The 22,079-nt window shown below is 67.0% G+C and carries 19 protein-coding genes and 1 pseudogene; 9 read left to right on the top strand and 11 right to left on the bottom strand.

What is annotated here, in order from left to right; all coding sequences use genetic code 11:
• Nucleotides 1-74: 74 nt before the first annotated feature.
• Entirely contained in the window at nucleotides 75-2,420 is a 2,346-nt protein-coding gene (locus ABD329_RS36930; protein WP_344317508.1) for a glycoside hydrolase family 65 protein, read from the top strand.
• A 148-nt stretch (nucleotides 2,421-2,568) separates the two neighbouring features.
• Here ABD329_RS36930 and ABD329_RS36935 read toward each other — a convergent pair whose 3' ends face one another.
• Nucleotides 2,569-3,258, bottom strand: a complete 690-nt coding sequence (locus ABD329_RS36935; RefSeq protein ID WP_198276131.1) for a M24 family metallopeptidase — start codon at nucleotides 3,256-3,258, stop codon at nucleotides 2,569-2,571.
• A gap of 269 nt (nucleotides 3,259-3,527) precedes the next feature.
• Between ABD329_RS36935 and ABD329_RS36940 the strand changes: the two genes are divergently transcribed.
• Nucleotides 3,528-4,253, top strand: coding sequence for a GAF and ANTAR domain-containing protein (locus ABD329_RS36940; RefSeq protein WP_198276105.1), 726 nt, complete (start codon nucleotides 3,528-3,530; stop codon nucleotides 4,251-4,253).
• 61 nt (nucleotides 4,254-4,314) lie between these two features.
• On the opposite strand, the gene ABD329_RS36945 is transcribed toward ABD329_RS36940, so the two are convergent.
• Both ABD329_RS36945 and ABD329_RS36950 read right to left on the bottom strand, forming a co-directional pair.
• On the bottom strand, nucleotides 4,315-5,082 hold the full coding sequence (locus ABD329_RS36945; RefSeq protein WP_198276106.1) for an alpha/beta fold hydrolase: 768 nt from the start codon (nucleotides 5,080-5,082) through the stop codon (nucleotides 4,315-4,317).
• The gene (locus tag ABD329_RS36950) at nucleotides 5,082-5,459 is read right to left on the bottom strand and encodes a DUF1330 domain-containing protein (protein ID WP_198276107.1); all 378 of its coding nucleotides are present in this window, start codon (nucleotides 5,457-5,459) and stop codon (nucleotides 5,082-5,084) included. The genes ABD329_RS36945 and ABD329_RS36950 overlap by 1 nt, the downstream gene beginning before the upstream one ends.
• 429 nt (nucleotides 5,460-5,888) lie before the next feature.
• Here ABD329_RS36950 and ABD329_RS36955 point away from each other — a divergent pair, with 429 nt between their 5' ends.
• Nucleotides 5,889-6,446 carry an SMP-30/gluconolactonase/LRE family protein gene (locus tag ABD329_RS36955; RefSeq protein ID WP_198276108.1) on the top strand — a complete coding sequence of 186 codons (558 nt, stop codon included), beginning with the start codon at nucleotides 5,889-5,891 and terminating at the stop codon, nucleotides 6,444-6,446.
• 335 nt (nucleotides 6,447-6,781) lie between these two features.
• Complete coding sequence (locus ABD329_RS36960; protein WP_198276109.1) at nucleotides 6,782-8,971, top strand: polysaccharide lyase family 8 super-sandwich domain-containing protein; 2,190 nt, start codon at nucleotides 6,782-6,784, stop codon at nucleotides 8,969-8,971.
• Between the two features lie 79 nt (nucleotides 8,972-9,050).
• On the opposite strand, the gene ABD329_RS36965 is transcribed toward ABD329_RS36960, so the two are convergent.
• From ABD329_RS36965 to ABD329_RS36980, 4 genes are all read right to left on the bottom strand, one after another.
• Entirely contained in the window at nucleotides 9,051-10,130 is a 1,080-nt protein-coding gene (locus tag ABD329_RS36965) for a glycoside hydrolase family 130 protein (protein WP_198276110.1), read from the bottom strand.
• A 2-nt stretch (nucleotides 10,131-10,132) separates the two neighbouring features.
• Nucleotides 10,133-10,966 (bottom strand): carbohydrate ABC transporter permease, encoded by an 834-nt coding sequence (locus ABD329_RS36970; RefSeq protein ID WP_198276111.1) that lies wholly within the window; start codon nucleotides 10,964-10,966, stop codon nucleotides 10,133-10,135.
• A gap of 1 nt (nucleotide 10,967) precedes the next feature.
• A complete protein-coding gene (locus ABD329_RS36975) occupies nucleotides 10,968-11,870 on the bottom strand; it encodes a carbohydrate ABC transporter permease (RefSeq protein ID WP_198276112.1) in 903 nt (300 codons plus the stop codon).
• Between the two features lie 128 nt (nucleotides 11,871-11,998).
• Nucleotides 11,999-13,273, bottom strand: coding sequence for an extracellular solute-binding protein (locus ABD329_RS36980; RefSeq protein ID WP_309142659.1), 1,275 nt, complete (start codon nucleotides 13,271-13,273; stop codon nucleotides 11,999-12,001).
• Between the two features lie 304 nt (nucleotides 13,274-13,577).
• Between ABD329_RS36980 and ABD329_RS36985 the strand changes: the two genes are divergently transcribed.
• Nucleotides 13,578-14,621 (top strand): LacI family DNA-binding transcriptional regulator, encoded by a 1,044-nt coding sequence (locus ABD329_RS36985; protein WP_198276114.1) that lies wholly within the window; start codon nucleotides 13,578-13,580, stop codon nucleotides 14,619-14,621.
• A 629-nt stretch (nucleotides 14,622-15,250) separates the two neighbouring features.
• Here the strand turns inward: ABD329_RS36985 and ABD329_RS36990 are convergent.
• Together ABD329_RS36990 and ABD329_RS36995 are read right to left on the bottom strand one after the other, a co-directional pair.
• Nucleotides 15,251-15,553, bottom strand: a pseudogene (locus tag ABD329_RS36990) (helix-turn-helix domain-containing protein); the annotation flags it as partial.
• Nucleotides 15,554-15,574: 21 nt separating this feature from the next.
• Complete coding sequence (locus ABD329_RS36995) at nucleotides 15,575-15,796, bottom strand: hypothetical protein (protein ID WP_198276115.1); 222 nt, start codon at nucleotides 15,794-15,796, stop codon at nucleotides 15,575-15,577.
• A gap of 249 nt (nucleotides 15,797-16,045) precedes the next feature.
• Here ABD329_RS36995 and ABD329_RS37000 point away from each other — a divergent pair, with 249 nt between their 5' ends.
• The 3 genes from ABD329_RS37000 (at nucleotide 16,046) to ABD329_RS37010 (ending at nucleotide 18,711) form a co-directional block, all read left to right on the top strand.
• Entirely contained in the window at nucleotides 16,046-16,858 is an 813-nt protein-coding gene (locus ABD329_RS37000) for a hypothetical protein (RefSeq protein WP_198276116.1), read from the top strand.
• A gap of 183 nt (nucleotides 16,859-17,041) precedes the next feature.
• Nucleotides 17,042-17,557 (top strand): DUF4365 domain-containing protein, encoded by a 516-nt coding sequence (locus ABD329_RS37005; RefSeq protein WP_198276117.1) that lies wholly within the window; start codon nucleotides 17,042-17,044, stop codon nucleotides 17,555-17,557.
• 170 nt (nucleotides 17,558-17,727) lie between these two features.
• Nucleotides 17,728-18,711: a hypothetical protein gene (locus ABD329_RS37010; RefSeq protein WP_198276118.1), complete on the top strand. Its 984-nt coding sequence runs from the start codon at nucleotides 17,728-17,730 to the stop codon at nucleotides 18,709-18,711.
• Nucleotides 18,712-19,181: 470 nt separating this feature from the next.
• Here ABD329_RS37010 and ABD329_RS37015 read toward each other — a convergent pair whose 3' ends face one another.
• Both ABD329_RS37015 and ABD329_RS37020 read right to left on the bottom strand, forming a co-directional pair.
• Nucleotides 19,182-19,757, bottom strand: a complete 576-nt coding sequence (locus ABD329_RS37015; RefSeq protein WP_198276119.1) for an HD domain-containing protein — start codon at nucleotides 19,755-19,757, stop codon at nucleotides 19,182-19,184.
• Between the two features lie 23 nt (nucleotides 19,758-19,780).
• The gene (locus ABD329_RS37020; RefSeq protein WP_198276120.1) at nucleotides 19,781-20,938 is read right to left on the bottom strand and encodes a helix-turn-helix domain-containing protein; all 1,158 of its coding nucleotides are present in this window, start codon (nucleotides 20,936-20,938) and stop codon (nucleotides 19,781-19,783) included.
• Nucleotides 20,939-21,329: 391 nt separating this feature from the next.
• Here ABD329_RS37020 and ABD329_RS37025 point away from each other — a divergent pair, with 391 nt between their 5' ends.
• The gene (locus ABD329_RS37025) at nucleotides 21,330-21,845 is read left to right on the top strand and encodes a hypothetical protein (RefSeq protein ID WP_198276121.1); all 516 of its coding nucleotides are present in this window, start codon (nucleotides 21,330-21,332) and stop codon (nucleotides 21,843-21,845) included.
• Nucleotides 21,846-22,079 lie beyond the last annotated feature (234 nt).

The following is a 22,079-nucleotide window of genomic DNA, read 5'->3' on the forward strand; positions in this document are numbered from 1 at the left end:
CGAAGTTGGGCATCCCGGACACGGTGCGCGGCGTGGCATCGAACCTCTCTCTACGAGCTGCTGGAGGGTCGCAAGTGATCAGCCACCATGCCTATGCCGTCGAGCCGTGGTGTCTGCGCGAGACCGAGCTCAACCTGGACGTACTCGCCCAGAGCGAATCCGTCTTCTCGGTGTCCAACGGGCATGTCGGCTGGCGCGGCAACCTCGACGAGGGCGAGCCGCACGCCCTGCCCGGCAGCTATCTCAACGGTGTGTACGAGCGGCATCCGCTGCCGTACCCGGAGGGCGGTTACGGATTCCCCGAGTCCGGCCAGTCGGTCATCAACGTGACCAACGGCAAGCTCATCCGGCTGCTGGTCGACGACGAACCGTTCGACCTGCGCTACGGGCGGTTGCGCGCCCATGAGCGGGTGCTCGATCTGCGTACCGGACTGCTCCACCGCGTCTGCGAGTGGACCTCGCCGGTCGGCAAGACGGTCCGGGTGCGCTCCACCAGGATGATCTCCTTCAGCCAGCGCGCCATCGCCGCGGTCGCCTACGAAGTGGAGCCGCTGGACGATCGTACGAACGTGGTCGTCCAGTCGGAGCTCGTCGCCAATGAGCAACTGCCCACGCTCGGCGGCGATCCCCGGGTGGGCGCCGCTCTGGAGTCATGTCTGCTGCCCGAGGAGAACTTCGCGCTCGACCTCCGACTGCGTCTTGTGCACCGTACGGCGGCGAGCGGGCAGCGGGTCGCGGCCGCCGCCGACCATGTGGTGCGGGGCCCCGGATCCACCCGCACCGCCGGCGAGAGCACGGATGACGTGGGGCGCGTGACCGTCACCGCCGTGCTCGACCCCGGTGAGCGGCTGCGCGTCGAGAAGTTCGTGGCGTACGGCTGGTCCGGTTTCCGCTCGCTGCCGGCCGTCCGGGACCAGGTGGAGGCCGCGCTCAGCGGTGCGCGCAACACCGGCTGGCAGGGCCTGATCGACCAGCAGCGGGAGTTCCTCGACGGCTTCTGGCACCACTCCGACATCGAGGTCGACGGCGACGCGGAGATCCAGCAGGCCGTGCGCTTCGCCCTCTTCCACGTCCTCCAGGCGGGTACCCGGGCCGAACAGCGGGCGATCCCGGCCAAGGGCCTGACCGGCTCCGGCTACGACGGACACGCCTTCTGGGACACCGAGGCGTTCGTGCTGCCCCTGCTCACCTACACCTCGCCGAACTGCGTCGCCGAGGCCCTGCACTGGCGGCAGAACACGCTGCCCGCGGCGCGGGAGCGCGCCCGGCAGCTCGGGTTGCGGGGTGCGGCCTTCCCGTGGCGCACGATCGACGGCGCGGAGTGCTCCGGGTACTGGCCGGCCGGCACCGCGGCCTTCCACATCAACGCGGACATCGCCGCGGCCGCCGTGCGCTACGTCCGGGCCTCCGGCGACACCGACTTCGAGCGGCGGACCGGGGTGGAACTGCTGGTGGAGACGGCCCGGCTGTGGCGCTCCCTCGGCCATCACGACTCCGGGGGCCGCTTCCACATCGACGGCGTCACCGGCCCCGACGAGTACAGCGCGCTCGCGAACGACAACGCGTACACCAACCTCATGGCCCGGGCGAACCTGCGGGCCGCCGCCGATGTGGCCGAGCGCCACCCGGCGGAGGCCGCGGCGCTCGGTGTCGACGAGGCGGAGACCGCCGGATGGCGCGATGCCGCCAGGGCGATGTTCGTACCGTACGTCGACGCGCTGGGCCTCCATGAGCAGTCGGCGGGCTACACCGGGCTCGACGTATGGGACTTCGAGGGCACACCACCCGAGCGCTATCCGCTGATGCTGCACTTCCCGTACTTCGATCTGTACCGGAAGCAGGTGGTCAAGCAGGCGGACCTGGTGCTGGCGATGTACCTGTGCGGCGATGCCTTCGAACGCGACCAGAAGGCGCGCGACTTCGCCTACTACGAGCCGCTGACCGTCCGGGACTCCTCACTGTCGGCCTGTGTGCAGTGTGTGATGGCCGCCGAAGTGGGCCATCTGCGGCTGGCCTACGACTACTTGGGCGAGGCCGCGCTGATGGACCTGGCGGACCTGGAGAAGAACACCCGCGACGGTCTGCACATCGCCTCCCTCGCGGGCACCTGGATCGGACTGGTCGCCGGTTTCGGCGGCCTGCGCGACCACGGGGACGTCCTGTACTTCGCACCCCGGCTTCCCGAGAGTCTCCACCGGCTGGCCTTCTCGCTGCGGGTCCGGCAGAGCTGTCTGCGCGTCGACATCACGGGCTCGCGGGTCACCTATGCGCTGCGGCAGGGCGACCCCGTCCGGATCAGCCACGGCGGCGAGGTCATCACCCTCTTTGAGGACGCCCCGCAGACCCGGCCGCTCGACCCGCCCACCGCCCTCCCCGAGCCCGCCCAACCGCCGGGCCGACGGCCCGAACGACGCCGCTGAGGCCCGAACGACGCCGCTGAGGCCCGAACCGCACCCGGTGACGCCGCGTGGCTCGGCATCAGCTCCAACTCCCTCATCGGCAGCGGATATCCGGGCCTGCCGCGGGGGCCGGTGCGTAGGGACACGGTCCGCCATCGGTGCGTCCGGCTCACAGGGTGAGCAGTTCCTCGTGGAACCCGCCGAACCCCCGCTCCCGGTCGACGAGGTGGATCTCCAGGATCCAGTGGCAGTGGCGCCCGGTCCTGTCGGTGCGCCGCAGCGGTGTGCCGTTGCCGGGCGTGATGTACGACTCCACGTCCGCGCCGTCGATCGTCTCGTGCGGGAACTCCCCGACCAGGTGCCCCGCGTGCCAGCCGCCCAGCTCCCAGCCGCCCTCGGCGGCCAGCCGGCCGACCTCGGCGTGCAGCCGCTCGCCGGTGATCTCCGGATCGCCCTCGAAGAAGGCCTTCCCGGCGGCGAACACCCTGGGCAGATCGTCCCGCAGCCGGTGCTTGGCCGGGTCGTCGCCGAGGACGAACGTCCTGCCGAAGTCGGCCTCGTACTCCTCGAAGATCGGCCCGAAGTCGGCGAACACGATGTCGTCCGCACCGATCACCCGGTCCGGCGGATTCTCCCGGTACGGCAGGAGGGTGTTCGGCCCCGAGCGCACGATCCGCTTGTGCCAGTGCCGGGTCGTACCGAACATCTCGTTCGCCAGGTCCCGGATCCGGTCACTGACCGCCCGCTCCCCCTCCCCGGACGCCACCAGCCCGCGCTCCTCGATCTCCGCGAAGAGCCGCACGGCCTTCGCCTGGGCATCCACCAACCGCGCCGCGCGGGTGCGTTCGTCGTCCGCGATATCCGCCATGGGCCCGACCGTAGCCATCTGGATCACTCCCGGCAAACGCGGTTCATGCGGGCAGGGACCGCTGCGCGGATGTGCTCGCTCACGGATTCCATGGGGCACAAAGTGGTACTCGTGCGGGCGTAAGGGCCTTGCCGCGCCGTTCAACTCCGACGTCAGGCAGTGGCCGCACCGGAGGTGTTCCTTCGGACTTGGATTCCGTTGCCCCGGTGGCACATCACGATGCCGGCCGAGAGGCCGCGGGCCTCGCGAAGGGACCCCGGATGAGTGTCGACGACACGTACGACGGCAGCGACATCACGCAGTGGCTGCTGGACACCGACTCACTCGAAGACTTCCTACAGACACTGACCGACGCGGCCCTGCGATTGTCCCGCGCCCAGGGCGCCGGCCTCACGCTGCAACGGGACGGCCGGCCGCTGACCGTGGTCAGCTCCGGTACCGCGGCGCCGGAGCTGGACGAGAAGCGGTACGGCCAGGACGAGGGCCCCTGTCCACAGGCGCTGCGCACCGGAGAGGAACTCCTCATCGACGACATGCTCGCGGAGACCAGGTGGGGCGACTACCCCGCCTACGCCGTCGCCTGCGGGATGCGTTCATCCCTCTCCTTGCCGATAGCGGCCCGCACCCACACCACCGGCGCCCTCAACCTGTACGCGGCCCCGCCGAGGGCGTACGCACAAGCCGATCTCACCTCCTTGCGCTCGCTCGCCGCCCAGGCGACCGGCGCCATCGCCCTGGCCCAGCGCATCACCGACACACTGGAATTCGCCGGCCAGCTGCAAGACGCCATGGCCCACCGCAGCGTCATCGACCAGGCCCTCGGCATCATCATGGGACAGCGCCGGTGCACCGCCCAGGAGGCCTTCGGCATCCTGCGCTCCGCCTCCCAGCACCGCAACATCAAACTCCGCGAGCTGTGCACCGAGCTGATCACCAACCTCACCGGCAAGCCCCCCACCGCACCCGGACTGCGCCCCCGCCCCTGAGCCATCGGCGGGGCGGGGACGGCGGCCTCGTACATGCGGCATCCACGTCCGGGCGGCTCGGCTACCCGCGGTCCAGGGAGGCCCAGAAGCGGGTGAGAACCTCGGCACCACGGCGCGGGTCATGCGTCATCCACCAGTGGCCCAGCCCGTCGAGCACCTCCACCCGGGCACCGGCCCGGCGCGCGCCGCGGCGTCGCTGCTCGACGGTCCCGACCACGTGGTCCTCGGTGGCGAGCAGTACGAGCCCCGGTCGCTGGGCCGCGTTCTCCAGGTCCCGGCCGAGTTCGTTCATCACCGGTCGCGTGGCGGAGGTGTAGAGCGCGATCACGGCCCGGCCCATCGCCTCGTTCTGGCCCTCGGCGACCCGCTCGGCCACCGCCTCGCCCATCCCCCGCTCGACGAGCGTCGCGATCCGCCGCTCGAGGGGCGCGCCGAAGCGCTCGGCCACATCCGCCTCGCCGACTCCCGGTGTCTGCCACCGCTGGGCGAGCTCATGCCAGACGTAGTCGGGGTCGTAGACCCCGATCGTGTCGCTGGCCCAGCTGCGTACGAGGTCCGGGCGGCTCATCACCGCGTTGAGGACGTGTCCGCCGCCCCAGTCGTGGCCCACCAGGTCGACGGGCTCGGCGAAGCGTGTCAGCTCCCCGATCAGCCAGTCGCGATAGTCATGGACGGTCGCCCCGAATCCGTCCGGCAGCGGAGCGCCGAACCCGGGCGGGGACAGCCGGATCAGCTCGGCCGGGGCGGCACCGGCGGCCTCCAGTTCGGCGAGCAGCAGATCCCAGACGGCCGCCGTCTCGGGATTGCCGTGTACGAAGACCGCGGGCATCAGATCACACTGCCCTGGAGCGGCACCGTGGGTTGCAGGACCGATTCCACCAGCGCCTCGGCGCGGAGATGGGCCACCGCCCGATAGTCGGGGTCCCGGGCCATGTCGGCGAACGCCTGGCGGCTGGGGTAGCGCACCAGGAGCACCGTGTCCCATGCCTGCCCGTCCTCGGCGACCAGGGCACGACCGCCGTCCCCCAGGTACTCCACCCGCAGTCCGTACCGCCCGTGGATCTCCGGGCCCAGCGCCTCCATATAGCGCTGGTAGCTCTCGCGGCCTCCGTCCGGGCGGAACCGCAGCAGGTTCAGCATCACCACCGGGCCGCCGGGGTCCTCGGCCAGCAGCGCGTCAAGAGCCCGCTCATCCATATCGATCATCAAAGCCTCCTTGGGGATGACGAGCAGCGTATAAACTTGTTAGTCGACACGCAAGTTAGTTGAAGCCGGATCCGGCCGGGCCCGACGCACAGCCGGGCCCCCTTCGACGGCAAGGAGCACCCAGGTGCGCATCGCCGCCCAGGGGCCCGAGGTGTACCGCGTCCTCGGTGTGACCAACCAGACCGACCTGTTCACCACCGTCCGGGAGGCCCTGCGCCTGCGCTGACCCCACCCACCGGGGAGGGGACACCCACCAGGGCCTCCCCCTCCCCGGCATGGGCGAGATCGCACGCCTTCATCGCCGACAGCCAACGTCCGGTGCGGGCCCGCACTCGCAGATAGGCCCCTCCGCCTCGCCCGGCCCGGGCCGCCGCCACCACGTGGAGTGGCAGCGTGCCGGGCTCGTGCAACCAGTACCGTGCCATCTCATTGGCGACCACGGTGCGGCCGACCTGGTCGAGCACGAGTACGCCCGGGCCGGGCACGCCCCGCGCCGCGGGCGGCGGCGTGTTGGCGCAGGCGCGGCGCAGGGCCACCGCGACCGACCAGGACAGCGCGCGTACCAGCGCCGCCTCCCGCGGCGTGAGTCCGTCCGCTCCCCACGCTGACGTCTTCCTGACCAACACCGCGCGTGCGCCGCTGCTGCGCGTACCGGCCGCCGCCACCGACACCACACACCTCGAGGTCGTGGCCGAGCGCCTGTTCGCGGACGATTTCGCGGTGCACGACGACGGGACCCTCTATCTGGCCACCCACACGCTCGACAGCGTGCTGCGGCTGGCTCCGGACGGACGGCGCACGGATATCGCCCGCGCCGACCAGGGCGTCGAGACCAGCACCTCCGTGGCGATCGACCCGGAGGACCCGGACGCCCTGTGGGTGACCGCCGCGGGCGAACGCTTCGGCAGCGGCGGCCACGACAAGCCCGCCCGGCTGATCCGGCTGAGGGCCGATCCGGGTACGCACAACCCACACGAGTTGGGATAGGAGCGTGGAACATGAGCCCGGCGACCATCGGCAGGAAGGCACGCCCGGTCTTGGGGACCGACGGAGCCCCAGACCGACCTCGCCGGAAAACCACCTGAATCACTGGTATTGCCCCCCTCAGGGAGCCGAAGCCGCCCTCGCCCACCCAGCGTCGCGACTGTTGACGTACCCAGGCCGTAGCCGGTAACTGTTGACGAGTCGACTTCAAACCGGTTTAGAAACCGGTACGCAACAAGCCGAAGCCGTGGCCGAATCAGCACCCGGAAAACCTCGTCAACCGACGCACGCCCCCACGGCAGCGTTGTCAGGATCTGGGCGCGCCCAAAGGAGTCCGCATGACGGAAAACGGAGTCGTACCCCTGCCCGATCGACGTCGCGTCCTACTCGGGGGCCTCGGGATCACCGCCGGTGTCGCCGGGCTGACGCTGTCGGTGCCAGCCCTCGCGCGGGCTGCGGAGGCCGGTGGGAGTCGAGCGGTCACGGATGACATTCAACTCATCATCGAACGCCTGCGACAGCGGTTCCTTGCCCAGGGCGACCAGGTGAGGATCGCCAATGGCATCTTCCTGGCCCGTACGTCCGAGGCCCTGACCTATGTCGAGTCCCTGCGCGCCGACGGCTCGTGGCCCGATGTGGACTACGGCGACACCACCAGTTCCGCCAACGGTCGGGTCTGGTCGCCCTATCACGCGCTGTACCGCATGACCGCAATGGCTCACGCCTACCGTGACCCGGATGCAGCGGGCTACGGCAAATCGGAGCTGATCGAGGCCCTGAACCGTGCGCTTCTCTACTGGGACAGTGTCAAACCGACCAGCACGAACTGGTGGGAAGTCGAGATCGGCAAGTCGATGGCCATGGGCCGGGTGTCAATCTTCGTCGGCGACGAACTCAGCACCGAGGCGCGGGAGGTGACCTACGCCCACAACACCGGCCGCCTGGACCCTGTCGGGGCGAACGGCTCCTGGAGGACCGAGAACTACCTCTATGAGGCCGTCGCGAAACATGCGACCGCCGACATCGAGCAGGGTTACGCCACCATGTCGCAGACGGTCGCCGTCGACAGCAGCGGTAAGGTCACCGAGGCCGTGCAGGTGGACTCGTCCTTCTGGGCACATGGGGCGCAGCTCTACAGCGAGGGCTACGGCATGGCCCTGTTCACCATCGTGGCGGCCTGGGCCGATGTCGCGCGCGGCACCAGCTTCGCCTTCTCGCCCGAGGACATCGACGCCATCGCCTTCTACATCCTCGACGGGACCCGCTGGCTGATCCGCGGGGAGATCGGGATGATGTATCTCGGGTACCGGCCCCCCAACACCATCGATGGCATCACGAGTTACGCGGCCGACTTCCTCGAGCCGCTCGACCGGATGGTGCGGGCCGATGAGACGAACTCGGCGGCGTATCAGCGACTTGCCGACAATATCCGCGGGAAGATCCGGGAGAACGGCGTCACCGGGCATAAGTACTTCTGGCGCTCGGAGTTCTCCTCACATCTGCGGGACGGGTATGGAATCTTCACCAGGGTCAATTCCCCTCGCATGAAGGGCAGCGAGTACCGCTCCACCTTCCGGCCCGAAGTCGGCAACGAGATCGACTGGAATGCGGCGGGAGCCACCTCGATCCAGGTCACGAACCGGGAATACGATGACCTCGTACCCGCCTTCGACTGGTTCCACTACCCGGGCGTCACCGCGCCTTACACCAAGGTGACGACGCAGTCGAGTCCCGCCAACCGCGGCAGCTTCACCGGCGGCGTCTCCGACGGGCGGTACGGGGCAAGCGTCTTCACCCTCGACCGGTTCTCGACGACGGGGCGCAAGAGCTACTTCTACTTCGACGATGAGATGGTCGCGCTCGGCGCCGGGATCAGTTCCACCTCGCGGCACGCCGTCCATACGACCGTCAACCAGGGAGCGGCCCGGCCCAATGCCTCCGTCGGCGGCAAGGCCGTACGCCCGGGGACCGATTCAGCTGCCACCGCCGCCTCTTGGGCGTACAACGACGAGATCGGCTATGTCTTCCCGGAGGGTGGGCCGTTGAAGGTCTCGAACAAGGAGCAGACCGGGAGCTGGCTCGACCGTGATCCGGTGAAGCGGAATGCCTTTACCCTCTTCTTCGACCACGGCACCACCCCGGACGGAGCCACATACGCCTACGTCCTCCTTCCCGGCGCGACACCCGACAAGGTCCGGTCCTATGCGGCCAAGCCGGTCGTCAGGATCCTGCGCAACGACGAGCAGGTCCAAGCGGTCCGCCACCCGCGGCTGCGGCTGACGATGGCGACCTTCCACGCCGCAGGCTCCCTCGACCTGGGATCAGGCCGCACGCTGCGGGTCGATCAGCCCGCCCTCATCATGCTCGACGAGGACGGCAGCTCCGCCGTGGTGAGTGTCGCCAACCCCGACCAGCCCGGCCTGACGGTCTCCGTCACCCTTGCCGCCCCCGGCCGCACCCGTCGCGCCAGCTTCCCGCTGGGCGCCGGCCCGAACCTCGGCAAGACGGTGACGCAGCCCCTCAGGTGACGCGAAGCGCAGACATGAACCGGCTTGCGGCCGACGGCTTCTCTCCGCCGGCCGCAAGCCGGTTCACAGGTCAGAGGCGTCAGTCCGCGGTCCGCTCCAGAGCGGCTACGCCGATCGCGCTGTCCGCCATCCCGTAGAACACATAGACAGTCCCCGCGATGCGCTCGATCGCAGTCGGGAAGACAACGTTGCCAAGCGTTCCTACCGTCTCCTCGCGGGTCTCCGGAGACAGCCACGGCTCCTGCGAGCGCGCCAGCACCCGCGCCGGATCGTCCGGGTCCAGCAGCATGCCCCCGGCCCGGTAGACGGCGCCATGGCTGAGCTCGAAGCCCCTCGCGACCGGACCGGTCACACCGTGGTGGATGAGCAGCCAGCCCTCGGGCACCCGCAGCGGCGGCGGACCCGCACCGATCTTCGCCACCTCGAACGGCATCTCCGGAGCGGCCACCGGAGCGGAGTGCCGCAGCGAGGTCAGCGCCGAAAGATCGCGGCGGGCCGCCTCGGCGTCTACGTACGCGATCCAGATCGACGGGCGGCCGTCGGCCACCCCGGCCGGGGCCGGGGCGCCCTCGCCCGGGCGCAGCCAGTCCAGGTCCCACATCGGCCGGTGCAGCATCGCAAAGCTCGCACGGCCGTCGGGGCCGGGCACGATCTCGGGGAAGAAGACGAGGTCTTTGTTGGGGAAGAAGTTCAAGTCGGTGGACAGGTGCGACTGATACGTAAAATGCAGTGGGCCCAGACGGCGCCAGCTGATCGTGTCCGTAGAGACGGCCAACGCGGGCCGCGGGCCGAGCGGACCGTAGGCGACGTACGTCATGACGTGCACGCCCAGGTCGGGGATGAAGGTGATGCGGGGGTCCTCCACGCCGGCATTGTGTGCACCCCGCTCGAAGCCTTCGTCCGGGGACAGCACCACGCCCTGGCGCTCGACGCCGACCGGTACGCCGTCTTCGATCACGACTCGGGCGCGGCCGATCCGGGAGACATTGCCTGCCGCGACCATGCGGGGAAAGAGATAGAGCTCGCCGTCGGGTCCCCAGGCGGTGGCCGGATTGAGGACGCCCTCGGCCTCCAGGGGGTCGGCGGGGTCGGCGTTCATGAGTACGCCGACCCGGTTCAGTGCATACGGGAGCGCGCTTTCGGTGTTGAGCCGGGTCATACCTAGCCTTTGATCGCGGATCCGAGGTTGGCGGAGGTGAAGTGGCGCTGGAAGAGCAGAAAGAGGACGACGGCTGGCACCGCCAGCACGCAGGCACCGGCGAGCACAGCGCCCATGGGATTGGCCTGGAAGGTGGAATTGGCCTGCGAGAAGTTCGCGAGGCTGACCGCGAGGGGCTGCATCCCCTGGTCCTTGGTCACCAGGAACGGCCAGAGGAACTCGTTCCACGGGCCGATGAAGGTCACCAGCATGGCTGTGAGAATCGCCGGGCGCACCAGTGGCACCGCCACGGAGCGCAGGATGCGCAGCTCACTCGCTCCGTCCATGCGCGCCGCGTCGAAGATCTCGCGCGGGATCTGGAGGAAGTACTGGCGGAAGATGAGCACGGCGACGGAGTTGATGGCGAACGGCAGGATCATTCCGGCGTAGCTGTCGGCGAGGCCGAAGTAACGCACCACCATCACGTACAGCGGGATCATCAGCAACTGGAACGGGATCGCCTGGACCAGCAGGACGAGCGCGAACACCAGGCCGCGGCCGCGGAAGCGCAGGATCGCCAGGGCGTAGCCGGCCAGCAGGCCGAAGACCAGCGTGCAGACCACCACTCCGACCGTCATGATCAGCGAGTTGGCCAGGGCGCCCAACAGACTGAAGGAGTCGTCGACACCGGCGAGGTTGTCCAGGGTCAGGTTGCTCGGCTTCGGCAGTAGGCCGCCGAGGCCGGTGTCGCGCTTCTTCTGTAGCGCCCCGATGAGCATGTAGTAGAACGGCAGCAGCGCGGCGATGGCGCCGAGGCCGAGCGCGGCGTAGCGCAGGATGCGCAAGGTGCGGGCCATATCAGTCCCTCTCCATGACGCGCCGGGCGACGGTCGCGATGATGAGCACGCCGGTGACGAGAATCAGTCCGATGGCGGCCGCGGCATCCGGCTCGCCCTGCTCGATGCCCCGCTGGTACACCAGCAGCGCGGGGGTGAGCGAGGCGCCGCTCGGGCCGCCGCCGGTGAGCAGGAACGGCTCGGTGAAGATCTGCCCGGCGGTGATGATCGACAGCAGGATGACGAGCGAGGTGACGGGCCGGACGGCTGGCAGGGTGACGGCCCGGAACGCCTGCCAGCGCCCGGCTCCGTCGGTCAGTGCCGCCTCGTGCAGTTCCTTGGGCACGTTCTGTAGCGCGGCGAGGTAGAGCAGGATGTAGAACCCGAGCTGCTTCCAGGTGACGTAGACGGCGATGAGCGGCATCGCCAGGTGCTTGTTCGCCAGCCAGGACGGGTCCGGGGCCCAGGGGCCGAGGACGTTGTTGACGGCACCGGAGCCATTGAACAGAAACAGCCAGACCGCCAGCGTGGCGACCGAGGCCGTCACGTACGGCACGTAGTACGCCACCCGGAAGAAGCCGCGCCAGTGAGTCGCGGCATTCAGTGCTGACGCCAGCACGAGCGCCAGCACCACGGTCAGCGGAATGTTGATCGCCATGAACAACCCGAGGTTGGCGAAGGCGCGCTGGGTCTTCTCCTCTCCGAGGACCTCGGTGAAGTTGTCGAACCCGACGAACGGGTGCGGCACGGAGACGCCGGGCGCGGTGAAGAAGTAGTCGTGGAAGGCCATCCATACGCCGACCCCGAACGGGATGATGAACACGACCAGGACGTAGGCGGTGTACGGCGCGGTCAGGACGAGCCCGAGCGGGCTGTTGCCCAGCCAACGCTCGAGCCGCGAGGCGCCGGGCCGGCGACCCGGCATACGGCGTTCGGGTCCGGCTGCCGGTGGTGCGTGCCGGGTCGATGGCCGGGGACGCCGGCCGCGGGGCGGATCACCTGCGGCCTGAGTCCCATCGCGGCTGTCACGGAGTGATGTCATGGTGTGCCTCGTCAGCCGACGATCTGGTCGTCGATCTGCTGCGCGGCCTTGTCAAAAGTCGACTTCACATCGCCCTTCCCGGGCAGCACCGCGTCTTCCCAGGCTGTGCGGAACGTCTTCCACACCTCGGTCGAACCAGCGACGTTCGGCACGTCCACCGCCCGCGGCACCGCGTCGGCGAAGGGCTGGTAGAAGGGATTGTCCTTGAGATAGCCGCCCGCGACGGCGGCCACGTCACTGCGGGTGGGGAACTGTCCCGTCTCCTCCAGCAGTGCCGCGTCGTTCTTCGCGCTCATCGAGAACTTGGTGAATTCCCAGGCGGTCTGCTTGTGCTTGCACGAGGTGAACAGGCCGACGTTCTTGGAGTCCGCGAACGTCGATGTCTTGTCTGCCGGTATCCCCGCGGCCGTGGGCAGCGGCACCACGCCGTACTTCACCTTGCCGTCGAACTGTCCCTTGCCCCACGGCCCGGCGATGCCCATGGCGGCCACCCCGTCGGCGAACGGGCCCGCCCACTTGTCGCCGCTGTACGCCTCCGGGGACGAGTAGCCCTTGGCATACATCTGCTGCCAGAAGCCGAGGGTCTGCCGTCCGGCCCGGGACGTGAAGGTGGCCTTCTTGTCCTTCACCAGTTGCTTGCCGCCGGAGTTGGCCAGGTACAGCGGATAGAAGTCGAACAGCGCATTGGTGTAGTCACTGGTCGCCGGCGGATACAAGGTGAACTTCGCCGCCTTGCTGCTCTTGATCTTCTTCGCCGCGGCCAGCACATCGTCGTACGTGCTCAGCTTCGGATTCTCGGCGTCCAGACCGGCCTTTTTGAAGACGTCCTTGTTGTAATAGAGCATGAACGGGTTGGTTTTCCACGGCACTTGATACAACTTGCCATCCGGGGAACGGAAGCCGTCCGCGGCACCGCCGGAGCGCTTCTTGATGAAGGACTCGGCATCGCCGAAGGTGTCGGAGAGATTCACCAGACCGCCCTGCTTCTGGAATGCGGCGACCGCCGCCGGAGCGGTGTTGTAGACGAGGCACGGGGTGTTGCCCGCGGTGATCGCGGCCCCGACGACGTCTTCGGTGGACTTGCCCGACGGCACCGCCTTGGCGGTGACCTTCTCCTTGGGGTGCTCGGCGTTCCAGGCAGAAACTGTGGCCTTGGCCCAGGCTTGCTCCTGCTCATTCGTCGAGTACCAGATGTCGATCGGTCCCGAGGTCGGCTTGCCGCCGCCGGCGTCGCCCGAACCGCAGGCGGACAATGGCAGGACAAGCGCCGCGGCGGCGGCCAGCACCCCAACGCGCGGAAAACGCCTCATTGTGCCCAACTCCCTTCCATGCGGGTGGATGAGGGTCCGAAGCGACTCTCCCCCCATCGCCGCCGACCCGCCCCGCCAGAATGATCACCGCGGGGTTACGAGCGTCATCAAACCGGTTTAATATCTAAGCGTCAAGGACGGGTGCGAAACGTTTCGGTAACCTGGGTGGCGCAGAACTGTCCCACCCAGGAGCCGTACGTCCCGAATCATTGGAAGGCGAGGCGGTATGGTGCGGGACCAGGGCAAAGCGGGTGGATCGGCGGGCGGTTCCCGCCAGGCGATGCCTCCGCCGTCACGCCGGGGCGGGGGCAGTCGGCCGACGATCGGTGATGTCGCCGCGCTGGCTCAGGTCTCCAAGGCGACGGTCTCCTTCGTCATCAACGACCGCCCCGGGGTCAGCCCGCAGGCGCGCCAGCGGGTCCTGGACGCGATCGACCAGCTGGGCTGGCAGCCCAACGCCGGCGCCCGGGCGCTCTCCACCAAGCGGTCCCAGACCCTCGGCCTGGTGATGCGCCGGCCGCCGGAACTGCTGAGTACCGACCCGTTCTTCCCGCAGTTCGTCGCCGGCATCGAGACCGGCCTGGCGCCGCTCGGCTACGCGCTCGTGCTACAAGTCGTCCCCGACGAGGAAACCGAACGGCAGGCGTATGAGCGGCTGGCCCGTGACGGTCGGGTCGACGGCGTGTTCCTCACCGATCTGCGCACCGACGACCCGCGACCGGCACTCGTGACGGAGCTGGGCATCAGCGCACTGATCGTCGGACCACCGCAGCACGGCGGCCAGGTGCCGGCCCTCGGGGTCGACGACGGCAGCGGGGTGCGGCGTGCGGTCAGCCATCTGCGCTCACTCGGCCACCGGTGGATCGGACACGTCTGCGGCGCCGCGGGGTTTGTGCACACCGAGGCCCGGTGCGACGCCTGGCGCGGTGCGCTGGCGGATGCCGACCTGCCCGAGATCCCGCCCGTGGCCGCGGACTTCACCGGCGCGGCCGGCGCCCGGGCCACGCATCAGCTGCTGGACCTGGACCGTCCACCGACCGCCATCGTGTACGCCAACGACCTGATGGCCATCGCCGGGATCACCGCCGCGACCAGCCGCGGACTGCGGGTCCCCGAGGACCTGTCGGTGGTGGGCTTCGACGACATCCCGCTGGCCGACTGCATCGCGCCACCGCTGACGACGGTGCGCCAGGACGTGCTGACCTGGGGGCGCGCCGCCGCACAGGCGCTGGTTTCGCTCACCGAGGGAGGAGAGTTCCAGGCTGCCGAGCTCCCACCGGTGGAATTCGTGGTACGGGCGAGCACCGCGCCGCCGCGGAGTTGAGTGTGGAGCCGTCAGCGGGGGCGGCAGGCTCTCAGCCTCAGCCACCTCCTGTCCCGGATCGAAGTCCCCTCCCGGCTGCCCCCACCCGCCGGGCCCTGGTCGGCTCGGGGCCGGGCCGGGGAATCTCTGGCCGCGACGTCGAGCTCACCGCCCACCGCGTTGCCCTCGAAGCAGACGCCGATCCCACTCTCGTCACCCAGTGGATCACCGAAACCCAAGCCCGCCGGGCCATAGGCCGAAGCTGAGCTGCACGCGTCATCGAAGGGTGTGAAAACCCGGATGTCCTGCGACGAGATCGCCCGGCTCGTCCGCCCGATCAAGGACGTGGCCAATGTCGTACGGCAGGCTGGCTGAGGACGAAAACAAAGCCGAGATCCACCGGCAGCTGGGACTGCGACTGACGTACGACTGCGGGAAACACAAAGTGCTGGCCGAGATGACACTCGACCAGCACTCTCGCGAAGCCTGTGGGCTATCAAAAAGTGTCCGAGGACCGACACGACCACTACGCACATGCCATGGCACAGCAGACGAGGCTGGTGGTGGGATAGGTGGCGGGAAAGACTACGGGTCCTAACACGGAGAGCCTGGTTCGACGTGGCTGTGCGGTGGTCTTCGTGGCAGCCGTGAACGGTGTCCTTCCTGAACCGCTTGCGGGGCCGGAGCGCGAACATCGGCCCAAGCTGGTCGATGATGCGGGCCCGCAGCGGACTTCGACACGCCGAACAAGGGCGCGAGCTGGCGCATTGTCAAGTTCCGTTGCCAGTAGGCCACCACCAGCAGCACTCGATCTTCCAGCGGTAGCCCCCACGGTCCGCCCTTGCCAGCGGCGTCCACACCGTTTTGCCGCAGCACGGTCACCAGCTTCCCGAGCAGACGCGGGCTCAGTCGCTGAACGGACCTATCCAGGACGACGTTGACGCCGTGATCACACCAGCCGTCGCGGGATAATCTCAGTTGCAGACGTCACGTATCCGACTGATCCTTGGCCCACTCGGCAAAGAAGGGGAGGGAGCGAGCCTGCGGGCGGTCATCCGTTCCCGAGCAGGCTCGAATTCGGCGAGCAGACCGAGGACTATGGCCGCTTCTTTCTCGTCGATGGCGTCCGGGGCGTCGGCGCCCTGGCCCTCACCGACGGTGAAGAGATCGCCGTAGTAGGCGTAGGAGCAGTCCATCGTCCAGTTCTATGGTCAGCGCGGAGATCTCGGAGGCGAACCCTGCGGCTTGGACTCCGCCCGCCAACCCCGCTTCCAAGCAACCCGTTCCTCGTCCGGATTCTGCGGATCTCCAATGCCGTGTACGAAGACCAGCTGTGGTTTCGGAATGCCGCTAATGTGTGTCCCCCGACCCCGGCCGACGCTAGGCCGGTCAGTATATGCGTAAATCACGCGCACTAGCATGACCTACGCTCATACGATCGAGGTATGGCAATATCGACTGAGGAAGACGAATTCCTCAAACGAATCCTGACCTTGCTGGACTGTGCTCGGCCGTACGAGAGCCTCACCCAGTCCGACTCCAAGCAGTGGCAAGTGCAGCCCGGGAGTGCACTCGCCGGGGATGACGCTAAGACCGACCCTTACCAGGTGTCCCACAACGCTTGGAACGCTCTGAGCGTGGCTGTCGACCACCTCCACTGCTTCCGCTCGACGTTCGCGGGCGACCCGCAGGACAACTCGGTGTCGATCACGCTCCACACTCACGGACAGTACTCGCTGCTGCGCGGGGCTTTCGAGAACAGCGCCCGCGCTGTGTGGATGCTCAGCCCCGCCCAGCGCCTGGTACGCATACAACGACGCCTGTGCATGCAGGCTGGCGAGCATAAGAACTCCGACCGCATGGCTTTGCTCCTCCAGCAGCAGCCCAAGCGGGCGCTGGACGTACGGATGCAGCAACTGACGGACCTCGTCGTCAAGGCGGGAACGGACCCGGCTAGTGCCAAGAAGGCCCTCAAGCCCGCAACGTACTCAGAGATCGTGCGCGAGGCGGGAGCCACAACGCCTATGGGCGCCAGCCAAGCAGAGGCCGTCTGGAGCAGTTGCAGTTCGTTGGCGCACGGCGATGTCTACGGCACCCTCAACATCCTGGAGCGGAGCGTCGTGGAGGCTCAGGGCCGCGTGAACCTCATGCAGATCACCAGTTCCCCCATGGTGCTGTTTTGGGCCACGGACCGCACGGTCGCGATGATGCGGCGTGGCTTCGACCTTTTCAAAGAGCGGGCCACCTGCCACCGCTGACCCCATCCGCGCACGTCCGAACCGCAGCACGAGGAAGACCCCGGCCATGATCCACCCCGAGTCTTCGTACTGGCTGGTCAGCAGCTCTGCTGTGCGCTGCTCGTGCGGACCCTTCTTACCTGGTTTCAAAGGGGGAGCGCACGGTTATCATCCGATGACTGGGGGCGTGCGTGGGGAGGATGCGTGGGGGATCCTGGCTCTTGGCAGCAGGAACAGATCAGCCTTGCATACATGGCAGCCGTAGCGACACAGGCTGGTGCGACGGTCGCAAGTTGGAATGTTGACAACGCCAGCGTAGATGTCACCTTGAAACGCGGAACTTCGTTAATAGAGTTCCAAATGAAGTGTTCTTTTGACGCCTATCTTCTGACTGGTGGTGACACGTACTCGTATGACTTAGACATCAGAGCTTACGATAACCTCCGGCACGAACATCGAATGGCGGCCGGCTACCTCGGCCTTGTAGTAGTCTCTCGCGATGTCGATGAATGGCTTACGCACGATATAGATGCTGAAACTCTTCTCATGAGGGCATCCGGGTACTATGCGAGGCTACAAGATGAGCCACCCGCGACCGGGAAGGTGACAAAGGCCATCCATGTGCCCAGGCTTCAAAGGATCGACTCCAGCGGCTTGGACGTCATGTTCAAGTATTCTCATGAGAGGCTTTTCGGGCCGATACAAGACGAGGCTGCCTGATGATCGCCTCCGAGATTGGATTCGAAGAACTTGTCAGCTACCTGAGTCGATCAGGTTGGCAACGGGCCGCGTCGGGTCGGCTGGCTGAGCTTTGGGAGTCTAGCCAGCACGCCGGGATTTCAGTGATGGTGCCAAAAGAGTCGGGGGCGCCTGACTTTGAACGCAGTCTCATGCTGCTCACCAAAGAGATCGCCCGCAAGGAAAACAGACCACCTGAGGATATCGCTCGCGATATATCCCGCCAGTTCGTCGACGTCACTGACCTTCGGGCTGAGGACGACGATATCGCCGACGGAACAATCGCTCTCAACGCGGGCGTCCAGCTCTTTGAGTCGGCTAACCGTTTGATTGTTTCGGCTGCCGCAGCCACCATTAATAGGCAGGGATCCTACGGTCGGGGCATGCCGCCAGCAGCACGGGCCCATGCCCGGAGGATGCGACTGGGGCAGACCAGGCAAGGGTCGTACATCGTTCCAATCATCAGTAGAGCGCGTTTCAGCGATCCGGTCGATCGGATTTCCCTGGAGCCTCAACTGCGCCTCGAATCGGACGACTCATACCACGACAGGCGCATCGTTACCACGCTTTCACATGCTCTCGAGACGCTTGCGGAGATGGCGGTAAACCGGGAGCGGTCGCCGAGCCGAGATGAGATGCGAAGCTCAGTCGACGAGGGTGTATCTAGTGAGTTGTGCGGTGCAGTGTTAAATGTCCTCTTTAAGGGCGGAGTTTCCCAGTTCGATGTCAAATTCAATTGGGCCCCTGCCGCCCCCGTGCCGGACGATGCAGCAGATTCAATTGTCTTCACTGATGACTCGATCCGTATCCTGGGAGAAGTTGAAGCCGAGCTCAAAGAGGCCAATCTACCGTCTGAGCGAGTCCTTTACGGAGTGATTCGGCGTCTTTCTCTGAAAGCAAACGAAACCAGCGGAAAGGTGGCGATGGAAACGGCTATAGACGGTAGAAAGCGGACCGTTACATTCGACCTGGATCTAGAAACTTACAGGCTGGCGGCCCATTACCACGGAGAGCGTCGGCCAGTAGTAGTTCGAGGCATCCTCGATGCCCCGCCAGGACGAAATGCAACCATGAAGGTCTCGGCTTTTGACGCTGACCGATCAGTCATCTCATTCGAGGAGATGGATACCGTCTGATTCTAGGTTGCTGGTACCTGCATTCGCTACCTTCACCTTCGCTTGCCTCAACTCTCATCTCGTCCGCCGACAGCGAGATGCGGGCGTGTGGTCGGCCGCTGGGGTTGCCCAATGCTCCTGGCGAGTTTCTACCCTTCGGCACGATTGGCGTACGGGGAATCTCTGTCGTCGGCCGCGCGCCGCTGCGGGACCCGACATGGGCCGAGCAGATTTTCGAAGACGGCTTCGACGAGCCCGATTTGTACTACGTGGCGTCGCTGAAGATGCTGAACTGACACCACTGGCGCACTCCCCGGAGCCCCTGGCACAAGGCGCTCATTCCCGTCAGCCTGCGACATCGGTTCGAAAACCTTGCCGTTGCGCCTCTCGACTTCGGGGCACGGCGGCGCTGTCATGACGGCTCGGGCAACTTCAGGGACGATGTCCGCGCTTGCATGGGCGGTTGGCCGGACGAGCGCCTCCGTGCCCGTTCAGCTCAGGTAAGTGTGCTTCCATTCGGCGGACGACATGCCCTGAGCTGCTTCAGCGAGCGCCAGGGCTGAAGGTGTCTTCAGCTTCGCTCGCGTGGTGTCCACCCATTCCTGGGCGTTGCGGTAGCCCTGCTCCAGGTACTCCATGCCTTGCAGCATGCATTCGAGCTTGTCCGCGTCGTGTGCCACGAGGACCTCCAGTGAGTCGCCGTTCTCGTACTCGTGGACCACGGCCTTGATCCCCTCCGCCACGGCTGGGTGGGCCTTCGAGACTTGGTCGGCGGTGACCTTCTCGTTCGTCGCGGCTTCGAGGTAGCGGCGTCCGATCCAGGGGATGTCCCCGACGCGGGTCTCCTGGGTGTCGTGGAACGTGCACAGGAGCGCGACCTTCGCCGGGTCGGCGCCCTCCATCATCGCGAGCACAGCGCCGATGATCGCGGTGCGAAACGAGTGCTCGGCGATGGTCTCGGGGTCCTTGACGCCGGCGATCCACCAACCGCTGCGCTTCCCCCGCTTGAGGGCGCCCATCTCCAGGAGATAGCCAACGGTCCCCTTGTCGGCCTGGTCGTCAGTCATGTAGATCGTCCCCTTCAAGCGGATCACCGACTACTCAGTCTCAGACCGTAATGCACGTTCTCCAACTCACGCCTGGCCTGTCGAGAGATCACGTCGCTGTCGAGCAAGCGACCGACTCGGGCGGTCAGATCGCGGTGCAGTGCCAGATCGGCTGAGAGAACGCCTGGCTTTGAGCGGATCAGCGCCCACACCGAGTGGATGTTCAAGTCCACGGCGCGCAGCGACGGATCAAGCCGGTCGGCAAGGGCGCGCAGGAGCGGGAGGGCCTCCCAGGACTGACCGTCGACGTCGCTCATGAAGGCGTCGCTCGCGCGGGGCACCGGGTCGAGGCCCAGCCAGTGCGCCCAGTAATTGAGGTTGGCCATCTCGCCGGGGTCTTCTCCCATGCCCCGCTCGATGAATGCCTGAAGCGTCTCGATATCTCCATGGCGGATCAGGGACGTTGCCACCGACCTGGCGTCGGACCAGGCTGGTGTCCACGATGTGTGACGCAGTGGCACTGGACGGCGTTGCTGCATGTCAGCAAGCCAGGAGTGGGCATCGGCGCTGGTGTCGTACGCACACAGGTAGAGCGCCTGCCGGCGCAGAAGCGAGCCACGCTCCCCGGCCCGATCAGCGATCTCCGCTGTGCGGCGGAGATCGGCGAACAGCCTTTCCCGATCAGGGGCCGGCAGCAGTGGCGAGTCAGGCGTGGGACCTCGCCGCCGAGGGGTCGAGGCCGGTGCTTCGGGGAGAGCTGTGGGCTGCTCACCGGTCAGGGCCCAGGTGATCATGTGAGTCGATGCTCGGGTGAAGACCCAGCTGTGCAGGGGGTGCTGGGTGATGTCGTCACTGTCGAGTGTGTGGTCGAGCGAATACTCGATCACGGCGTCGGCCTCGACTGCGAGATCCAGGAGAGGCAGAAGCGTTGCCTCCGCGCCACGTCCTAGCAGGTGTCGCTTCAAGCGCAGGAATTGCGTGGAGGAGACGGCCGTCAGGGAGCGGCGGCCTGATTCCCAGCTCTGGACGGTCGTGGTGTCGATGCCGAGTCCCTCGGCCAGTCGGGACTGAGTCAGCGGAATGCGCTCACGGATGATCTTCAGCAGATGACCGCAGACGATGCCACCGGCAGCGCGGGATCGAGAACCCTGACCACGAGTCAGTGTTGCTCTCCTGGAGCCCGATCGCTTCTGTGGTGCCATGCCGTGCTCCCGCGTGGTTCGGCGTGTGCAACTCATACTCTGTGTCAGTTTTTTTGCCCGCTTGGTCACAGTAAGTTCATGTGTAGTCAGTGACCCAGCGCACACCCGGTCCAGCTTAATCGCGGTGAGCGATCAAGTGGCTACGCAGGTGGTGACCGCGCATGCGCCCTACCAATGAGCAGTGTCAGGGAGATCGCGAACGCATGGCGCATGCGAAGCGAGGTCTCTGGCCGAGAGGGCGGCAATGAGCTCCGGAACCCACCCGGATGGCTTCCGGCCGCGGCCTGTCGGCGACCAGCTTCCAGGCGGTCACGTTCGGGGCGGACGGATCACTGGCTTTGGAGTGCGCCTTTCGAGTAGGAGCGATGGGCAGCCCTTGAGGGAGCTGGTGATGACGACTTCCGCGTGGCCCCCACGAAGCCGCGAAGCCCTGGTGAACACATATGCGGATGCAGAGCTGCTCGGGTGGACACTGTTTGTCGGCACGGAGCCGATGGACGCAGACAGGGTGCAACATGTTTTCGCCCGCAACCCCAGAAGGGTCTTGCTGGCGGCCTGTACCAAGTTCGACGCGGTGACCGCCTCACGCAAAGTCGTCACGGCCGCGCTGGTCCGGCTCGACCGGATAGGTGCGATTCTGCCATGCCTCTTGTACGGCGAGACGGGCACGTTCCTCGTTGCGCGCGGCAGCGGGGTACACGTCTCCGCGCTTGCTGGAGTGCAGGTCATGGCCGGTGCTTATGCACGGATCACTCTGCCGCCGACGCGCGGGGCTCGTTGGGACACTCCGCCGTGGCGTCTCACCAAACGGGCTCCGCTGGAGCTGCCCAGCGCGGCCGTCCTTCATTCCTGTCTGGAAGAGGGGCTGCGTCTCTACCCGCGCCGCGAGGCGGGGGTCGGACCATGATGCCGGTGGCCCGACATTCACCGTCCACAGGAAATCAACGAGGGGCTTTACCGGCCCGGACCGCGTTAACCCGGAACCTCCCTTGGTGAGGAAAGCCGCCGCCCCTGCTCCAACTGCCAGGAAGGGAGGGGCGGCGGCTACACCGGGCGTAACACGTGCCCATCACTCCTAACACCTCGAGAGGACTGAAATGCACCGGGACGAGTTCCCGTGTCCCACAGGCGGGTTGCCGGG

Source organism: Streptomyces javensis (assembly GCF_039525925.1).
GTDB lineage: Bacteria > Actinomycetota > Actinomycetes > Streptomycetales > Streptomycetaceae > Streptomyces > Streptomyces asiaticus.

Bases quoted from the DNA above. Each gene is read 5' to 3' on its own strand.
- ABD329_RS36965 (WP_198276110.1), bottom strand. From the start codon at position 10,130: ATGACCCGGCTCAACACCGAAAGCGCGCTCCCGTATGCACTGAACCGG.
- ABD329_RS36985 (WP_198276114.1), top strand. From the start codon at position 13,578: ATGCCTCCGCCGTCACGCCGGGGCGGGGGCAGTCGGCCGACGATCGGT.
- ABD329_RS36970 (WP_198276111.1), bottom strand. From the start codon at position 10,966: ATGGCCCGCACCTTGCGCATCCTGCGCTACGCCGCGCTCGGCCTCGGC.
- ABD329_RS37010 (WP_198276118.1), top strand. From the start codon at position 17,728: ATGCTGCTCACCAAAGAGATCGCCCGCAAGGAAAACAGACCACCTGAG.
- ABD329_RS37000 (WP_198276116.1), top strand. From the start codon at position 16,046: ATGGCAATATCGACTGAGGAAGACGAATTCCTCAAACGAATCCTGACC.
- ABD329_RS36995 (WP_198276115.1), bottom strand. From the start codon at position 15,796: ATGGACTGCTCCTACGCCTACTACGGCGATCTCTTCACCGTCGGTGAG.
- ABD329_RS36975 (WP_198276112.1), bottom strand. From the start codon at position 11,870: ATGCCGGGTCGCCGGCCCGGCGCCTCGCGGCTCGAGCGTTGGCTGGGC.
- ABD329_RS36960 (WP_198276109.1), top strand. From the start codon at position 6,782: ATGACGGAAAACGGAGTCGTACCCCTGCCCGATCGACGTCGCGTCCTA.
- ABD329_RS37025 (WP_198276121.1), top strand. From the start codon at position 21,330: ATGACGACTTCCGCGTGGCCCCCACGAAGCCGCGAAGCCCTGGTGAAC.
- ABD329_RS36945 (WP_198276106.1), bottom strand. From the start codon at position 5,082: ATGCCCGCGGTCTTCGTACACGGCAATCCCGAGACGGCGGCCGTCTGG.
- ABD329_RS37020 (WP_198276120.1), bottom strand. From the start codon at position 20,938: ATGGCACCACAGAAGCGATCGGGCTCCAGGAGAGCAACACTGACTCGT.
- ABD329_RS37015 (WP_198276119.1), bottom strand. From the start codon at position 19,757: ATGACTGACGACCAGGCCGACAAGGGGACCGTTGGCTATCTCCTGGAG.
- ABD329_RS36940 (WP_198276105.1), top strand. From the start codon at position 3,528: ATGAGTGTCGACGACACGTACGACGGCAGCGACATCACGCAGTGGCTG.
- ABD329_RS36950 (WP_198276107.1), bottom strand. From the start codon at position 5,459: ATGATCGATATGGATGAGCGGGCTCTTGACGCGCTGCTGGCCGAGGAC.